Origin of the sequence: Cytobacillus spartinae (assembly GCF_042865285.1) — a bacterium.
GTDB lineage: Bacteria > Bacillota > Bacilli > Bacillales > Cytobacillaceae > Robertmurraya_A > Robertmurraya_A spartinae.
Window position 1 is genome coordinate 26,385 of sequence record NZ_JBIACK010000010.1, and the last position, 15,818, is coordinate 42,202.

Here is a 15,818-nt window from a genome sequence, read left to right on the forward strand (position 1 = left end):
TTCAAAAGCAGTTTAAAGTATTTATATAGTAACAAAGTGTACGAAAAGAGCCTTAATAAAATCATATTACGTCTTATGAAATAGTTTTTAATATAGTGTAAAATAGAACTAGTATTCTTTAATGGGAGGTTTTTTAATATGAATTGGGAGCAGATTCCCCTTGGACCCTTACAAACCAATTGTTACATACTTTCTAATGAAAATAAATCTTGTTTGATTGTCGATCCTGGAGAAGAAGGTAAAAAGCTGGTTAATCACCTTCAACAACGTAAACTCAAACCTCAGGCGATCATCTTAACTCATGCACATTTTGATCATATTGGTGCAGTGGACCATCTTCGAGAACATTATAAACTACCCGTGTATATACACGAGAAAGAAGCTAATTGGCTTATGGACCCTGTGTTAAACGGTTCACAGTTTTTTATGTTAGGAAATTCGATTAAAGCAAAGCCAGCCGAGCATGTCTTTGTTAAGGAAGATAAAATGACGATTGGGGATTTTACATTTGAGGTATTTGAAACACCAGGGCATTCACCTGGAAGTGTTTCATTTTACTTTGAAAAAGAAGGCGTTGTAGTGGCAGGTGATGCACTATTTCAAGGTAGCATAGGTAGAACAGATTTACCAGGTGGTAACCACAACCAGTTAATATCTAGCATTCATAACAAACTATTAGTGCTTCCAGAGGAAACGTTGGTTCTGCCAGGTCATGGACCAACGACTACGGTTGTTGAAGAGATGGATTCGAATCCTTTTCTAAATGGATTTTGATTAGAACTAGAAAAAACCTTCTCTCCTGAGAAGGTTTTTTCGGGGGATGTTCTATTCTTGTAATGGGAGGGGATATTGTTAAGCTACTATCTTTACATTATAATAAAGTTTTCACTATGTCAATAGTGAAAATGAACAATGAGGGGCGAATATGCAAAATTATCTAAAAAATTTGATTTTAAGCAAAGAGAATAAAATGATATCATATTCTGAGTTTATGGGTTTGGCACTCTACCATCCTGAACTCGGTTATTACATGAAAGCTGGAGAAAAGGTCGGTAGAAAAGGAGACTTTATTACCACTAGTAATATCTCTGATATATATGGAAGGTCAATTGCTAAATGGTATTTTAAACAGGTAAAAGAATTAGAATTATCTCCTAGTGTTTGTGAAATCGGGGCAGGGAATGGAAGGTTTGCATCAGCCTTTATAGACGAGTGGAAAAAGATAAGTGACATTCAGTTGTCTTATTTTATTGTGGAAGAAAGTCCTTTTCACCGGAATCTGCAAAGGGAGATTATTCATTTTGATGAACAAGTTAAACAAGTAGAGAGTATAGAAGACTTACAGCCTTTTAATGGATTAGTTTTTTCAAACGAGTTATTTGATGCTTTACCTGTACATGTTGTTGAAAAACAAAATAACACTTTAATGGAAGTCATGATCACTGTCGAGGATGATAAATTGGTTGAAACGGTTATTCCATTAGAGAACCCTGATATAAGAGATTTTATCGAAGAGAACTTTGAACTTAAACATGCACAACGGATTGAAGTGCCTATTATGATGAAAGATATGATCGCCCGGATTGCTAATGTATTGAGGAAGGGGTTAGTCATAACGATAGACTATGGTTATACAAATGAAGAATGGATGGACCCTGCTCGTAGGAAAGGGAGTCTAAGAGGATATTATAAACATGAAATGATTGAAGATGTATTGAAGAACCCAGGGAATATGGATATAACAAGTCATGTTCACTTTGATTCACTTATCCAGATGGGGGAAGATCACGGGTTACATTTTCTAAAGAAGTTTAGACAAGATGAGTTTTTCATATCAATTGGACTGCTAGATGAGTTACAAGATAACTATGACCCCAACCCATTTTCAGAGGTTAGTCGTCGAAATCGAGCCATTAGGAGCCTAGTTATGCCGAATGGAATGAGTACTTATTTTCATGCAATCCTTCAGGAAAAGGGATTAGGGAAAATAAATATTTAAGATACAAAAAAGCGATGGAAATCCATCGCTTTTTTTGAAGTAGATTAGTGGCCACCGACACCTGGCGTCATCATAAACGTTGTCCAGTAGGTAAAGCCTATAAAGAAAACTGTTAAATACGCACCAAAAATATAAATATACATACGTTCGGAAAGCTTTAAGTAGCTTAGCAACAAGAAAAATCCTGTTTGACCGAAGAAAATTAAGGACGTAGTATACATATCGCCTAAGTAAAACATAACGGCGAATATTCCCGTCCAGAATCCTAAAACTCTGTACATACGTTCCATATGTATCCCTCCTTTTACCCTACAAGTCCATCACTACAATATTATAAATTAAACTATATTAAAAAGTAAACAACATAATATATCTAGTTTGTGACCATTGCTTGATATGAACACGTGCTACAGCCTTCAATCATGTTGTCTTTTTCTACTAACTCAACTGAATTGAACAGAGTTTCGAACATTCCCTTTAAGAATTCGTAATGTGTGTTACATACAGTTTCAGCATGTTCTGCTGCAATTTCTCTAAAAGGACAGTTAAATATTTGGAAGTAGATTTTTGTTTGATCTTCGTTTACCTCAAACTCAGGATAAAACCCTGCCATAGTGGCTGCATTTTTTAAACTGTTCAATTTTTGTTCAAAAGTTAATTGAGTACCATTCGGAATTCTTGAAAGTTCCTGTTCAATCATTTCCGTACCAAACTTCTTACCAGTAATATATAAAGCTTTTTTCCCTTCTTCACCTAATTGAATCATGGATTCCATCGCAATTCTAGAAAGCAGTTGATAATCTCTGAATGGGAAATTAAGTTGGATAACTTCATCAGATAGTCGATATAGGCGGCTTGGTCTGCCTCCTTTACCAGTTTTCTTTGTTTCTGAAATCAGCATATTCACATCTTCAAGCTTAGATAAATGAAGTCTCGCTACATTGGGATGGATATTAAAGTTATCTGCAATCTCTTGTACAGTAACTTCTTGATGCCTTTTTGTAATGTATTGATATATGTGATAACGTGTTGGGTCGGATAATACATTTGTTATTTTTAATGTCTGTTCCACAATAGTCACCTCTAGACCGCGTAATTTATTCCATTATAATACAGCCAAAATAGGTTAACACTGTATTCACTATAAGTTTAGAAAATGTTCACATTTACATACCTAAAAAATGAACTTTCTGTGTAGAAAAATGAAAATGGAAGGAAGGATATTCTAGAAGGGGAAGTATATGAGAAAAAATAATAGATATAATCCAGAGAGTAGTGACTAAGAAATCAGTTATAGGGAGTGAAAAGTTACAGAAGAAGTGTGGGAATGAATTAAAAATCTTAAGCAAATCAATAGGAATTAAATAAAAAAGGAAGCCAAAAAATTACGGGCTTCCTAATAACATTAGCTGGGCTAGCTGGATTCGAACCAACGCATGTCGCAGTCCGTTGAATAAACATCGTGAATGTCTACTTTGTGTAGCATCATGAAAAGCACCGCAGCTCCATTTAAGTGATTTCAGAAAAAGCCCCAGAGAGGAGCTCCTAAGAAATCAGTTAAATGGAGCGAAAAGTTACCAGAAGAAGTGTGGGAATAAATTAAAAAACATAAGCAAAACAATAGGAATTAAATAAAAAAGGAAGCCCCAAATAAAGGGCTCCCTAAAAATATTAACTGGGCTAGCTGGATTCGAACCAACGCATGTCGCAGTCAAAGTGCGATGCCTTACCGCTTGGCTATAGCCCATCGACATAATAATTTATTGCTTTGGTGCTTTGTAATAATATTATATGAGAATAATCTTTTTTTATTCAAAAAAATTGTAGTTTTTGCAGGAAAAATGTCAAATACGGAGAAATATATAGTATCAAAATTAAAGGTGGTGTCTTACCCTGAGTAAAATTGAACTGTTAGCTGACAGGATTATCAAAGATGCTGTCAAAAATAATGCCTCTGATATTCACATTATTCCCCGCAAGGATGATACCCTCATCCAACTAAGAATGGCAAACCGATTAGTTCCTCGTCTTTTTTTACCTAAAGAAGAATGCGACCGTCTCATTTCACACTTTAAATTTACCGCATCCATGGATATTGGTGAAAGAAGACGTCCACAAAGTGGTGCTTTTACCGTAAAAGTCAACGATTTTTATGTAGGCCTCAGATTATCTACCCTCCCAGCAAATCAGAAAGAAAGTCTCGTGATTCGTATTCTCCCTCAAAAAGACCAAATTCCTTTCTACCAAATTTCTTTATTCCCGGCAATGACACGAAAATTATTAGCTTTATTAAAACATGCCCATGGACTTATCATTTTTACAGGTCCAACCGGAAGTGGCAAAACGACAACCTTATACTCACTACTCAACGAAACTTCTCATCTATACAACCGGAACATTATCACACTAGAAGATCCCATTGAAAAAGAAAATGATTTAGTTTTACAAGTACAGGTAAATGAAAAAGCAGGAGTAACGTATGCCTCTGGTTTAAAAGCTATCCTAAGACATGATCCAGATATTATAATGGTCGGAGAAATTCGGGATAGTGAAACTGCAAAAATTGCAGTACGAGCCTCTTTAACAGGTCATTTAGTACTGTCAACGATGCATACTAGAGATGCAAAGGGAGCCATTTACCGGTTAAAGGAGTTTGGTGTAAATGGAATGGAAATAGAACAGACACTTGTGGCGGTTACAGCTCAAAGATTAGTTGAATTAACCTGTCCATTTTGCGGTGGTACATGTTCTCCTTATTGTTTTACCTACGGTAGGTTGAAAAGGGCTAGTGTATTTGAACTTCTTACCGGTAGAGCATTGACATGTGCTATACAACAGGCAAACGGAATGGGAGGGGAACTCTCCTATCACACTTTAAAGGAGGCGATTAAAAAGGGTATAGCATTAGGGTATATACAGGAATCTGAGTTCAATCGGTGGGTGTACGAATATGAAACGACGACGTAAATGGACGATTGAGGAGCAAGCATACTTCTTGCGTAGAATTGGAGAACTACTAGAAAGGGGGTATCCTTTAGCGGAGGCATTAAATTCATTATCATTTCAGATGAAAAAGCATCGAAAGGAAGAATTAAAAGAATGTCTGAGCCTATTGAAAGAGGGGAATTCCTTCAACCGTATCTTACTTAATCTAAAGTTCAACCATACACTTGTTGGGTTTGTCTATTTCGCCGAGCGACATGGCAGCTTAGCAAAAGCCTTTCAAGACTGTAGTGAAATGCTCCTCAAGAAAAACGAGGATCTCAAAAAACTCAAAAAAGTTTTGACCTATCCATTCATGTTAATTGCAGTCACTATTTTTTTATTTATATTTATGGAGAACATTTTACTCCCTAAATTCTCTAATCTTTTTCAGTCAATGAACCTGTCAGCAAATCTCTTCACAAAGTTTATTTTTACTATAGGCAATCTAGTACCCCTCTTGTTATGTATCGGGAGTATGTTCATCATTGCTTTAACCTATTTCTATGTGTTTAAATTTCGAAGACTTTCTGCCATGAAGAAAAGAACCATCCTTTCATCCATCCCCATTATCGGCGAGTTCTTTCGTCTATTAACGACTCATTACTTTTCCATCCAACTCAGCTATTTATTAAGTGGTGGTATATCGATTTTAGAAGCCTTAAAACTATTTGCATACAATGAACATAAGCCTTTTGATAAGGAAATTGGCTTAGAAATTAAAAATCAATTGTCGACCGGGCATAAGCTTGAAGACATAGTAAGAGAATTTTCTTTTTTTGAAAAACAGCTTGCGCACATCGTTAAGCATGGGCAAGAAAATGGAAGAATCGATCAGGAGTTATTTCTTTTTAGCAAGTATTGTTTGCTTACTTTTGAGGAAAGAACGGCAAAGTTGATTAAAATCATCCAGCCAACTGTTTATGCCATCATTGGTGTACTGATTGTTTCCATGTACTTAGCCATATTATTACCAATGTTTCATCTATTAAATGGATTTTAGAAAGGTGAGTTATTATGAAGAATGAACGCGGCTTTACTCTGATAGAGATGATGGTAGTTTTACTCGTCATTTCAGTCTTATTAATCATTACCATTCCTAATGTAACCAAACATAACTCAACGATTAATGAAAAGGGGTGTGATGCTTTAATTAAAATGGTAGAAGCACAAATTCAAGCATATGAGATTGACAAGGGAACTCCTCCTGCTGATATAAACGCACTTGTAGATGAGTATCTAACTACAGAGCAAACTACATGCCCAAACGGTAATGTCATCTCGATTGGTGCAGATGGTAAAGTAGCAGCGAACTAATGCTACAACGTGAGAATGGATTTACCTTAATAGAGTCCCTTTTTGTATTGTCAATATTTCTAATTATCACTACCGTTTCCCTCGTCTATTTAACCCCTCAAAACAATCAAGTTGAAAAACAATTATTTTTTTCCCGATTAAAAGCAGACCTCCTTTATGCCCAAGCATATGCTATGTCATCCAAAGAGTCTGTAAGTGTGAACATCCTCCCTCAAAAACACCAATATTATATTCGGAGATTTAATGGCGAGTTGTTAGTGAATAGAACCTATTCGAAAAAAATAAAGATTCGAGAAGGCTCAATAAGCTTATACTTTAAGTTTAATAGTGATGGTAACATTAACAGCTTTGGATCCTTTTATATCTATTTTAATGAAGAGCAATACCGGCTCACTTTTTTAATAGGGAGGGGGAGGTTTTATGTCCTTAAACTCTAAAGGTTTCTTTCTCGTCGAACTATATCTTTCGCTTGCAATTTGGCTGTTTATTGGAAGTGGACTCGTTCCTGTCTATATTCACTTAAGCAAACAGTCTATAAGTCTAAAACAAGAATTAGAGGCTACTCATCTTTTATACGAGACACTTAGTTCTTCAGTAGTAAGTGGGACTAGTGGAGGGGAAGGTCTAGTTGTAAGAAATAATTTTACATTTACTATTGATGAGCATGTCGAGGCTGATTCTTTGGAGGTGTGTATATCCTTTGAAAATCCTTTTAAAGAGGAATTTAGAAAATGTGAATATGTTGAACAGTAAAGGATTTACAATGTTAGAAATGCTTTTTTCTTTCTCTATATTTTGCTTAGTTTCTTCCTTTATCCCTATAACTTTTCAGCTTGTATTAGATCATGACTCTGTTCATACAAGAATTCAAAAAATGGAGTGGGAAGTCTTCGTTTATCAACTTAGCAAAGAAATACAGATGAGTGAACATACGAATATTTCAAATAATAAATTGGAGTTATCAATAGGGGGAGAAACCATTTCGTATGAGAAATATGGATCAAACATTCGAAGGCTAGTGGACTACAGAGGTCATGAAATTGTTTTACAAAATGTTAAGGGAAGCCAATTCAACCAAACTGGTCAAACGATTCATATAAATGTTATGGATACCTTTAATCAATCCCATGAAGTAAATATTTTTACTTATATAAGTTCGGTGGTTATAGAATGAATGAAAGAGGTTTTTTATATCCGTTTACCCTATGTGTTCTCCTCATCTTTTCAACATTTTTATTAGTACAATCTAATTTATATTTAGATGAAAAACGGTTATTAAATGAAATTGAGCAAATGGAGAAAAGCCGCTATTACTTTTTGAGTTCTATTAAAAAAATGGAGTTCATTTTAGCAGAAGAATCCTTTGAGAATGCTGGTCATTTATTGTTTAGAGACGGAGGTGTTCACTATATAATAGAAGAAGAAACAGATCGGTTTAAGATTACTTTTAACCTAACAGTGGGATCAAATGATAATCTAATGGGCATTGGATATTACGACAAGGTTTCTAAAAAGATGATAAAATGGATTGAAAAGAACTAATGGGAGACTCGAAAAGATGAAGCGGATCTATCTTATAGGATTTATGGGGACGGGCAAGACGACTGTGGGAGAAGCATTAGGGAAGCTTTGGAGTATCCCCGTTTATGATACGGATAAAGAACTGGAGAAAATTGAAGGAAGAAGTATCTCTACTATCTTTTCTACTGATGGAGAAGGATACTTTCGATCTCGTGAAACGGAAATACTGAAAGCAATCACCGATAACGAATGTATCATTACCACTGGTGGAGGGATGGTGCTAAAGGAAGAAAATCGGACCTATATGAAAACAAATGGGAAAGTTGTTCTTCTGAAAGCTTCTATAGAAGAAATCCTCAATAGAATTGGAAATGACCATACAAGACCACTCTTAGAGGGGGATAAAAAAGAGAAAGTTTCAAACTTATATTTAGAGAGACTATCTTTGTATGAACAAGCTGCACATATTGTGATTAATACTGATGGGAAGACAATACAAACGATTATTAACGAAATTGACAAGAAATTAGGCGATTAAGCAGCGAAAAATAGATGATTTAAAACGTTCATTCTGGACATACTTCATAATGATATGAGCATTTTTTCATTCTCATAACTAAGGAAGGGGAGTATGTCATTGAATACTAATGATTATGTAAAATATATAACGCAAACCGTTGTAAAATATATTGATCAGCCTAAAGATGAAAGGAAAAAAATTCGTCAGGAACGTAAAAGTTCTAAAGAGTCTTTTCTGTTTAGATGGTTTGGAATTATTCCCTACATGTTTATGAACAAAAAGAAGAAGTAAGTAGCTTTCCAATGTACTTACTTCTTCTTTTTTATTTTATTTGTGAAATTCGATTTCTATATGGCTCTTTCCGTTAAGTAGAATAATCCACCGTTAATAATGGAGATTTTTACTTTTGGTTCATACTGTTCCTGCAGTGCTCTTTTCTCAATCTCATAACTTTCCCCTTTGTCTTCTAAATCCTCGTAAAAGTGTTCCAAAAGATTTAAATCCTGTTGCCAGCGCTCCCGGGCTTCTTCAGCCCATAAGTGATCTTCAACAGTGATTTCACTTTTTAACTGATTCTCTATTCTCGATATCCCACTTTGAGGCATAATAATCGGCGACAGGGTGAAAGAGTAATCGGGAATTTTAGGAGTCAGATTTAATTGTAATAACCGGTCATGAAAACCTTCAACCATTTGTCCATTAATCAGCTGGAGGCCGATTGACTTAAAAACATCTCGTTTGCGGTCACATTGGTAGGATATTTTTACATTCATTCCAATCCAAGGTCTTAGAGGCACGTGCTGTCCCAGATGGTAGTTGTGATTCTCATATAGCCTTATATACCCTGCTAGTCTTTTGGTAGACTGGAATATTTGGTGAAGTCTCGGAGAACCGAAATGAATCACTTCTCCTTGAAGATTCTCAGGTGCCGTTTGTTGGTCGGTAATGAAAGTTAATTTCATTGGATTTGGAACCCCACCTGTTTTTTCTAAGTAATGCCAATAAAAAGGGCGATTCATCAATTCTTTGTCTAGTTCAATCGTTAATTGGACGGTCATATGGCTTGGACCATTCTCGATGATTTCACACCCATTAGCACGGAAAAATCTTTCTAGAAACTTATGAATTTCCTGTTGCTGCACGAGCCTCACCCTCCTTATATTCCTCAGCAAATTGGATCATGCTTGTTAAATTATCCATCTTAATTCGCATTTCACCTTCTGAAGACGAATTCCCAAAGATATCTACCAAGTGATCTTCAAAGTTACCAAACTCAAGCTTGGTTAGGATGTCATCTAAATCACCAATTACCTTTTCAAATAAGCTGATTTTTTCATGAAGGAGTTTTAAAACATGTTCTTCGACTGTATCCTTCGTAGCAAAATTATAAATCATTACATCCTTCTCTTGTCCAAGGCGATGAATTCTTCCGATTCTTTGTTCTAGTCTCATTGGATTCCATGGTAAGTCAAAGTTGATAATGTGGTTACAAAACTGAAGGTTAATCCCTTCACCGCCAGCTTCAGTTGCAATAAGTACTTGTGCGTGATTTTGAAAAAGCTCCCTCATCCAGTCTTTTTTTCCGCGTTTGAAGCCTCCCCGAAATGGAACAGAACTGATTCCATTTTGTTTTAGAAACCACTGTAAATACATTTGTGTCGCTCGATATTCGGTAAAGATGATTACTTTATCGTTAATTTTCTTGATCAATTCTAATGCCTTTTCCGCTTTAGAGTTTGTTTGCACAGCCTCGACTTTGGAGATAAGTGTCTGAATTTGTTCCTGATATTCCTTAGATGGTGACTCTTGCCTTGAGAGCATATTTCTTAGTGTAAAGAATACTGCTTCCCTGCTACTACATGCTTCTCTCTGCAAAGTCATAACGGAAAACTGACTAGAGGCAATCCAATCTTCTTCAGAACGTAGAGATGTTACCGAATCATACAAGTCCCTTTCTTCATTCGTTAATTGAATCGGAACGGTTTCAACATGTCGCTTCGTCCACTCGATTCCGGTATCTGCTCTTCTATTACGGATCATAACCTTATTAACGAGTTCCTTTAAATGCTCATCATCATTTAATGAGCGGGAATCTTTTTTATATCTGTCAAAAAAAGCTGACTCGTTCCCTAAATGACCAGGTTTTAGTAGGGAAACAAGATTAAAAATTTCACTAATACGATTTTGTATAGGAGTTGCTGTTAAAAGAAGACAGAATTTCTTTTTCAAATTTTGTACAAATTCATAGTTTTTAGTTTTATTGTTTTTTAACTTATGTGCTTCATCAATAATAATTAGATCGTAGTCCTGCTGGTAAATTATATCTCTGTGTGGATTTCTTTTTGCTGTATCGATGGAAGAAACAACAACATCACATTGCTCCCAAACATAGCTTTTTCTTTGCGTGATTGCTGGTATATAAAACTTTTTATTAAGCTCAATCGCCCATTGTGTAACTAAGGAAGCTGGAACCAAAATTAATACTTTTTTTACTAACCCTCTAATCATATACTCTTTCAATATTAAGCCAGCTTCAATGGTCTTTCCTAAACCAACTTCGTCAGCCAGGATAGCTTTTCCGTTCATATTTTCCACCACTTGTTTAGCTACCTCAAGTTGGTGTGGCAATGGTGTTAATTGTGGTAAATGCTTTGGTGCTTGAAGCCCTTCAAATTCTTCAATAACAGTGTGTTGCTCTACCTCAACTGCAAGTTTATATAATTCCCAATTCCCCCATGGTCCGTCGTCTTTCATTCTTTGTAGAAATTCATCCTGCCAGGAGGAATCAAATTCGATTTCTACAGACATAAAAAAACAGCTCCTTTTAAAAATTCATTCATATGCTGGAAAGTAAAAAGAAAAAACGAACAAAAACTCTAAAACACAACTTAATCTTTGTTTCTGTTTCAGATTTCTATCAATGATTAAATAAATATTAAATAATGTTCGTGTTTGAAGTAAAAAAAATCATTTCTATAAGCAAAATTATATTGCTCAATACCAATCAAAATGGTAGGATGTTAGTAGTTTGTAAAGTTTAAAAAATTGTCACTTGTTAAATAAAATAGAAGTTTGTTTCTAAAGGTTATAGTAAGAGTATGACCAACTTGGAAAATTTTATAAACGCGAATGAGAACAAGGGGAGAGACTACATTTGTAGCGCCGAAGGAGCAAGCAAGAGATTTGTGAATCTCTCAGGCAAAAGAACTCTTGTTTGACGCAACTCTGGAGAGAGCTTCATTTTTAAGGAGCCACCAAAGGGGAAAGCCATATAGGTAAACTTTCAGGTGCCAGGACAGAGACCATCTCATACAAAAGAGGGTGGTCTCTGTCCTTTTTTGTTGATTATACTTCTATACTAAACTTTTGAATTCTTGTTACTTTAGTATCGTATTAAGAATGAAACAATCTATTTGAAAACAGCCATAATAAAAAAATGCGTGAAAAGATGAAGGGGGAATCACCGAATGTCAGATTTAAAACGTACACCTTTATTTGAAGTTTATAAAGAGTATGGTGCAAAAACGATTGATTTTGGTGGATGGGACTTACCAGTTCAATTCTCAAGTATTAAAGAGGAGCATGAGGCAGTCCGCACGAAAGCGGGATTATTTGATGTTTCTCATATGGGTGAAATTGAAGTTAAAGGGACAGATAGTCTAGCATACCTTCAAAAGATGATGACAAATGATATTTCTAAGTTAAAAGATGGTGCTGCGCAATATACAGCGATGTGCTATGAAAACGGTGGAACTGTAGATGATCTTCTAGTTTATAAGCTTGGTGAGGATCATTACCTGTTAGTTGTTAATGCGTCAAACATTGATAAAGATTACAAATGGTTACAGGATCATGTAGAAGGTGATGTTCAGTTAGAAAATCTTTCTGAAACAACTGCTCAAGTTGCACTGCAAGGTCCTATAGCTGAAAAAGTTCTTCAAAAACTTGCTGGAGAAACAAACCTATCCGAAATCGGATTCTTTAAATTTCAGCAAGAAGTTACGTTGAGCGGTAAAAAAGCTCTAGTTTCTAGAACTGGTTACACAGGGGAAGACGGATTTGAAATCTATTGTGATAGCAAGGATGTTGTTTCAATTTGGCATGATATCCTAGAGGCTGGAAAAGAAGACGGTGTTATCCCATGTGGTCTAGGTTCTCGTGATACATTACGTTTCGAAGCAAATCTTGCACTTTATGGGCAAGAATTATCACCTGAAATATCACCTCTTGAAGCAGGAATTGGCTTCGCTGTTAAACTCAATAAAGAAGCTGATTTCATTGGGAAAGAAGTTTTATTACAGCAAAAAGAAAATGGAGTACCTAGAAAATTAGTTGGTGTTGAAATGATCGACAGAGGGATTCCACGTCACGGTTACCCAGTATATAAAGGGGAAGAGAAAATTGGTGAAGTGACAACGGGTACTCAGTCTCCAACTTTAAAGAAGAATATTGGATTAGCGCTATTAGATAAAGCGCATACAGACCTGAATGAAGAAATTGAAGTTGAGATTCGTGGAAAGCGATTAAAGGCAAAAATAGTCGCTACTCCTTTTTATAAAAGAGAAAAGAAATAGGGAGGAAAAAATAATGAAGCATCGCTACTTACCGATGACAGAAGCAGATAAACAAGCTATGTTAGACACAATTGGTGTATCTTCTGTTGAAGAGCTGTTCAGTGATATTCCAGAGCGCGTTCAATTTAAGGGAGAATACCAAATTAAACAGGCAAAACCAGAAACTGCTCTAATGAAGGAACTAACTCAATTAGCTCAAAAGAATGCTGATTTAAGAGCTAATACTTCTTTTTTAGGTGCTGGAGTTTATGATCACTATATGCCGGTAATCGTTGATCATGTTCTTTCAAGGTCAGAGTTCTATACGGCATATACTCCATATCAGCCTGAAATTTCTCAAGGTGAATTACAAGCCATTTTCGAATTCCAAACGATGATTTGCGAATTAACAGGAATGGATGTAGCGAATTCTTCTATGTACGATGGTGGGACTGCACTGGCTGAAGCAGCTATGCTAAGTGCTGGTCAAACGAAGCGAAAAAAAATCCTTATTTCAAGTGCGGTTCATCCTGAATCTAAAGAAGTTGTAAAATCGTATGCTAAAGGCCAGTACATCGATGTTGTGGAAGTGCCTTATAAAGATGGAGTAACAGATCTAGAAGCATTAAATGAAATGATTAGCGATGAGATTGCAGCTGTCATTGTTCAATATCCTAACTTCTTCGGTAGAATTGAGCCGATGAAAGAACTTGAAGAAATTATTCATAACCATAAAGCACTATTTGTAGTATCAAGCAATCCATTATCTCTAGGAGCTCTTACTCCTCCAGGTAAATTTGGTGCTGATATCGTTGCAGGAGACGCACAACCATTCGGTATTCCAACTTCATTCGGTGGACCTCACTGCGGTTATTTTGCTGTAACAAACAAGCTGATGAGAAAGGTTCCAGGCCGTCTAGTAGGTCAAACTACAGATGACCAAGGAAGACGTGGATTCGTTCTTACGCTTCAAGCGCGTGAACAGCACATCCGTCGTGACAAAGCAACTTCAAATATTTGTTCAAACCAAGCATTAAATGCGTTAGCTGCTTCAGTAGCTATGACAGCATTAGGTAAAAAAGGCGTTAAAGAAATGGCGATTTCAAATATCCAAAAAGCTCACTACGCTAAAAAGCAATTTAAAGAAAATGGATTTGAGATTGCTTTTGAAGGACCTTCATTCAATGAGTTTGTGGTAAAGCTTAATAAGCCTGTAAAAGAAGCAAATAAATCTCTACTTCAAAAAGGGATTATCGGTGGTTATGATTTAGGACGTGATTATAAGGAGTTAGCGAACCATATGCTAATTGCTGTTACTGAACTGCGTACGAAAGAAGAGATTGATACTTTTGTAAAAGAATTGGGGGATTACCATGCATAAGGACGATCAAGCGCTGATTTTTGAACTTAGTAAACCTGGCCGAATTGGTTACAGCCTCCCTGAGTTGGATGTACCTGAAGTTGATCTTAATGATTTATTACCTGAAGGCTTTTTACGCGAAGAAGAGCCTAAACTTCCAGAGGTATCTGAGCTTGATATTATGCGCCATTACACTGCATTATCAAAGCGTAATCACGGTGTTGATTCAGGGTTTTATCCTTTAGGTTCTTGTACAATGAAATACAATCCAAAGATTAATGAAAATGTAGCTCGTTTTAATGGTTTTGCACATATTCACCCGTTGCAAGATGAGAGCTCTGTTCAAGGTGCTTTAGAGTTAATGTATGATCTTCAAGAGCACTTAATTGAAATCACAGGTATGGATGAAGTAACCCTTCAGCCTGCTGCAGGTGCACACGGAGAATGGACTGGATTAATGATGATCCGTGCATACCATGAGGCAAACGGAGATACAAAACGTACAAAAGTAATTGTTCCGGACTCTGCTCATGGAACAAACCCTGCATCAGCAACAGTTGCTGGATTTGAGACGATTACGGTTAAGTCAGACGAGAACGGTCTAGTAGACTTAGAAGATTTACGTAGTGTAGTAGGAGAAGATACAGCTGCATTAATGTTGACGAATCCTAATACATTAGGTTTATTCGAAGAGAACATCCTAGAGATGGCTGAAATCGTTCACGGAGCAGGTGGAAAGCTTTATTATGATGGAGCGAACCTAAATGCAGTACTATCAAAAGCTCGTCCTGGAGACATGGGATTTGATGTTGTTCACTTAAACTTACACAAAACCTTTACTGGACCTCACGGAGGGGGCGGACCTGGTTCTGGACCTGTAGGTGTTAAAGAAGATTTAATTCCTTTCCTACCAAAACCAATCGTTGCTAAACGTGGAGATGAGTATGTATTAGATTACGATCGTCCACAATCAATTGGAAGAGTAAAACCTTATTACGGAAACTTTGGTATCAATGTTCGTGCGTATACGTACATTCGTACAATGGGTCCAGATGGTTTGAAGGCCGTTACAGAATATGCCGTATTAAATGCGAACTATATGATGAGAAGATTAGCTCCTCATTTTGATCTTCCTTTCGATAGACATTGTAAGCATGAATTTGTATTAAGTGGTAAGCGTCAGAAGAAGTTAGGTGTTCGTACGTTAGATATTGCTAAACGATTACTTGACTTTGGTTACCACCCACCAACAATTTACTTCCCACTAAATGTGGAAGAATGTATTATGATTGAACCAACTGAAACGGAATCTAAAGAAACTCTTGATGCATTCATTGATGCAATGATTCAAATTGCTAAAGAAGCGGAAGAGAATCCAGAAATCGTCCAAGAAGCTCCACATACTACGGTTATTGGACGCTTAGACGAGACAACAGCCGCTCGTAAGCCGATTCTACGTTACCAAGCATAATAGTTTAAAGGTTCTGCACTATAATTGTGTAGAGCCTTTTTATGTTTTTAAGCTAATTATTGGATATAATATTGGTAAGGACTTTTGAATTAAGG

The 15,818-nt window shown here is 36.2% G+C and carries 18 protein-coding genes, 1 tRNA gene and 1 riboswitch; of the genes, 14 read left to right on the forward strand and 5 right to left on the reverse strand.

What is annotated here, in order from left to right; all coding sequences use genetic code 11:
- Positions 1 to 138 precede the first annotated feature (138 nt).
- Positions 139 to 774 (forward strand): MBL fold metallo-hydrolase, encoded by a 636-nt coding sequence (locus tag ACFYKX_RS17945; RefSeq protein ID WP_389362451.1) that lies wholly within the window; start codon positions 139 to 141, stop codon positions 772 to 774.
- Between the two features lie 151 nt (positions 775 to 925).
- Positions 926 to 1,999 (forward strand): class I SAM-dependent methyltransferase, encoded by a 1,074-nt coding sequence (locus ACFYKX_RS17950; protein ID WP_389362452.1) that lies wholly within the window; start codon positions 926 to 928, stop codon positions 1,997 to 1,999.
- Between the two features lie 44 nt (positions 2,000 to 2,043).
- Here the strand turns inward: ACFYKX_RS17950 and ACFYKX_RS17955 are convergent, their stop codons facing one another.
- The 3 genes from ACFYKX_RS17955 to ACFYKX_RS17965 form a co-directional block, all read right to left on the reverse strand.
- The gene (locus ACFYKX_RS17955) at positions 2,044 to 2,289 is read right to left on the reverse strand and encodes a DUF2626 domain-containing protein (RefSeq protein WP_389362453.1); all 246 of its coding nucleotides are present in this window, start codon (positions 2,287 to 2,289) and stop codon (positions 2,044 to 2,046) included.
- 83 nt (positions 2,290 to 2,372) lie between these two features.
- On the reverse strand, positions 2,373 to 3,071 hold the full coding sequence (locus ACFYKX_RS17960; protein WP_389362454.1) for a helix-turn-helix transcriptional regulator: 699 nt from the start codon (positions 3,069 to 3,071) through the stop codon (positions 2,373 to 2,375).
- Between the two features lie 603 nt (positions 3,072 to 3,674).
- Positions 3,675 to 3,746, reverse strand: a tRNA-Gln gene (locus ACFYKX_RS17965).
- Between the two features lie 146 nt (positions 3,747 to 3,892).
- Here ACFYKX_RS17965 and comGA point away from each other — a divergent pair.
- From comGA to ACFYKX_RS18010, 9 genes are all read left to right on the forward strand, one after another.
- A complete protein-coding gene (comGA, locus tag ACFYKX_RS17970) occupies positions 3,893 to 4,966 on the forward strand; it encodes a competence type IV pilus ATPase ComGA (protein ID WP_389362631.1) in 1,074 nt (357 codons plus the stop codon).
- Positions 4,950 to 5,984, forward strand: a complete 1,035-nt coding sequence (gene comGB / locus ACFYKX_RS17975; RefSeq protein WP_389362455.1) for a competence type IV pilus assembly protein ComGB — start codon at positions 4,950 to 4,952, stop codon at positions 5,982 to 5,984. The genes comGA and comGB overlap by 17 nt, the downstream gene beginning before the upstream one ends.
- 14 nt (positions 5,985 to 5,998) lie before the next feature.
- Positions 5,999 to 6,298, forward strand: coding sequence for a competence type IV pilus major pilin ComGC (comGC, locus tag ACFYKX_RS17980; protein WP_389362456.1), 300 nt, complete (start codon positions 5,999 to 6,001; stop codon positions 6,296 to 6,298).
- Positions 6,298 to 6,735, forward strand: coding sequence for a competence type IV pilus minor pilin ComGD (gene comGD, locus ACFYKX_RS17985; RefSeq protein WP_389362457.1), 438 nt, complete (start codon positions 6,298 to 6,300; stop codon positions 6,733 to 6,735). Before comGC ends, comGD begins: the two co-directional genes overlap by 1 nt.
- The gene (locus ACFYKX_RS17990) at positions 6,719 to 7,051 is read left to right on the forward strand and encodes a hypothetical protein (RefSeq protein ID WP_389362458.1); all 333 of its coding nucleotides are present in this window, start codon (positions 6,719 to 6,721) and stop codon (positions 7,049 to 7,051) included. Before comGD ends, ACFYKX_RS17990 begins: the two co-directional genes overlap by 17 nt.
- The gene (gene comGF, locus ACFYKX_RS17995; RefSeq protein WP_389362632.1) at positions 7,038 to 7,472 is read left to right on the forward strand and encodes a competence type IV pilus minor pilin ComGF; all 435 of its coding nucleotides are present in this window, start codon (positions 7,038 to 7,040) and stop codon (positions 7,470 to 7,472) included. Before ACFYKX_RS17990 ends, comGF begins: the two co-directional genes overlap by 14 nt.
- Entirely contained in the window at positions 7,469 to 7,840 is a 372-nt protein-coding gene (gene comGG / locus ACFYKX_RS18000; RefSeq protein WP_389362459.1) for a competence type IV pilus minor pilin ComGG, read from the forward strand. Before comGF ends, comGG begins: the two co-directional genes overlap by 4 nt.
- 16 nt (positions 7,841 to 7,856) lie before the next feature.
- Entirely contained in the window at positions 7,857 to 8,357 is a 501-nt protein-coding gene (locus ACFYKX_RS18005; RefSeq protein WP_389362460.1) for a shikimate kinase, read from the forward strand.
- A gap of 93 nt (positions 8,358 to 8,450) precedes the next feature.
- Positions 8,451 to 8,630, forward strand: a complete 180-nt coding sequence (locus ACFYKX_RS18010) for a YqzE family protein (RefSeq protein WP_389362461.1) — start codon at positions 8,451 to 8,453, stop codon at positions 8,628 to 8,630.
- A 56-nt stretch (positions 8,631 to 8,686) separates the two neighbouring features.
- Here the strand turns inward: ACFYKX_RS18010 and ACFYKX_RS18015 are convergent, their stop codons facing one another.
- A complete protein-coding gene (locus tag ACFYKX_RS18015; protein ID WP_389362462.1) occupies positions 8,687 to 9,481 on the reverse strand; it encodes a YqhG family protein in 795 nt (264 codons plus the stop codon).
- Positions 9,459 to 11,147 carry a DEAD/DEAH box helicase gene (locus ACFYKX_RS18020; RefSeq protein WP_389362463.1) on the reverse strand — a complete coding sequence of 563 codons (1,689 nt, stop codon included), beginning with the start codon at positions 11,145 to 11,147 and terminating at the stop codon, positions 9,459 to 9,461. Before ACFYKX_RS18020 ends, ACFYKX_RS18015 begins: the two co-directional genes overlap by 23 nt.
- 321 nt (positions 11,148 to 11,468) lie before the next feature.
- Positions 11,469 to 11,559, forward strand: a riboswitch (glycine riboswitch).
- 247 nt (positions 11,560 to 11,806) lie between these two features.
- Here ACFYKX_RS18020 and gcvT point away from each other — a divergent pair.
- From gcvT to gcvPB, 3 genes are read left to right on the forward strand one after another with little or no spacing between them, the layout of a single operon-like run.
- A complete protein-coding gene (gene gcvT, locus ACFYKX_RS18025) occupies positions 11,807 to 12,913 on the forward strand; it encodes a glycine cleavage system aminomethyltransferase GcvT (protein ID WP_389362464.1) in 1,107 nt (368 codons plus the stop codon).
- A gap of 13 nt (positions 12,914 to 12,926) precedes the next feature.
- Positions 12,927 to 14,273, forward strand: a complete 1,347-nt coding sequence (gene gcvPA, locus ACFYKX_RS18030; protein ID WP_389362465.1) for an aminomethyl-transferring glycine dehydrogenase subunit GcvPA — start codon at positions 12,927 to 12,929, stop codon at positions 14,271 to 14,273.
- Positions 14,266 to 15,723 carry an aminomethyl-transferring glycine dehydrogenase subunit GcvPB gene (gene gcvPB, locus ACFYKX_RS18035; RefSeq protein WP_389362466.1) on the forward strand — a complete coding sequence of 486 codons (1,458 nt, stop codon included), beginning with the start codon at positions 14,266 to 14,268 and terminating at the stop codon, positions 15,721 to 15,723. The genes gcvPA and gcvPB overlap by 8 nt, the downstream gene beginning before the upstream one ends.
- Positions 15,724 to 15,818: the final 95 nt, after the last annotated feature.

Excerpts from the sequence above, each read along its gene's own strand:
- comGC (WP_389362456.1), top strand. The coding sequence starts at position 5,999 with ATGAAGAATGAACGCGGCTTTACTCTGATAGAGATGATGGTAGTTTTA.
- ACFYKX_RS17990 (WP_389362458.1), top strand. The coding sequence starts at position 6,719 with ATGTCCTTAAACTCTAAAGGTTTCTTTCTCGTCGAACTATATCTTTCG.
- ACFYKX_RS18010 (WP_389362461.1), top strand. The coding sequence starts at position 8,451 with ATGTCATTGAATACTAATGATTATGTAAAATATATAACGCAAACCGTT.
- ACFYKX_RS18005 (WP_389362460.1), top strand. The coding sequence starts at position 7,857 with ATGAAGCGGATCTATCTTATAGGATTTATGGGGACGGGCAAGACGACT.
- ACFYKX_RS17950 (WP_389362452.1), top strand. The coding sequence starts at position 926 with ATGCAAAATTATCTAAAAAATTTGATTTTAAGCAAAGAGAATAAAATG.
- ACFYKX_RS17955 (WP_389362453.1), bottom strand. The coding sequence starts at position 2,289 with ATGGAACGTATGTACAGAGTTTTAGGATTCTGGACGGGAATATTCGCC.
- ACFYKX_RS18020 (WP_389362463.1), bottom strand. The coding sequence starts at position 11,147 with ATGTCTGTAGAAATCGAATTTGATTCCTCCTGGCAGGATGAATTTCTA.
- comGB (WP_389362455.1), top strand. The coding sequence starts at position 4,950 with ATGAAACGACGACGTAAATGGACGATTGAGGAGCAAGCATACTTCTTG.
- comGF (WP_389362632.1), top strand. The coding sequence starts at position 7,038 with ATGTTGAACAGTAAAGGATTTACAATGTTAGAAATGCTTTTTTCTTTC.
- comGG (WP_389362459.1), top strand. The coding sequence starts at position 7,469 with ATGAATGAAAGAGGTTTTTTATATCCGTTTACCCTATGTGTTCTCCTC.
- comGD (WP_389362457.1), top strand. The coding sequence starts at position 6,298 with ATGCTACAACGTGAGAATGGATTTACCTTAATAGAGTCCCTTTTTGTA.
- ACFYKX_RS17945 (WP_389362451.1), top strand. The coding sequence starts at position 139 with ATGAATTGGGAGCAGATTCCCCTTGGACCCTTACAAACCAATTGTTAC.
- gcvPB (WP_389362466.1), top strand. The coding sequence starts at position 14,266 with ATGCATAAGGACGATCAAGCGCTGATTTTTGAACTTAGTAAACCTGGC.
- gcvPA (WP_389362465.1), top strand. The coding sequence starts at position 12,927 with ATGAAGCATCGCTACTTACCGATGACAGAAGCAGATAAACAAGCTATG.
- gcvT (WP_389362464.1), top strand. The coding sequence starts at position 11,807 with ATGTCAGATTTAAAACGTACACCTTTATTTGAAGTTTATAAAGAGTAT.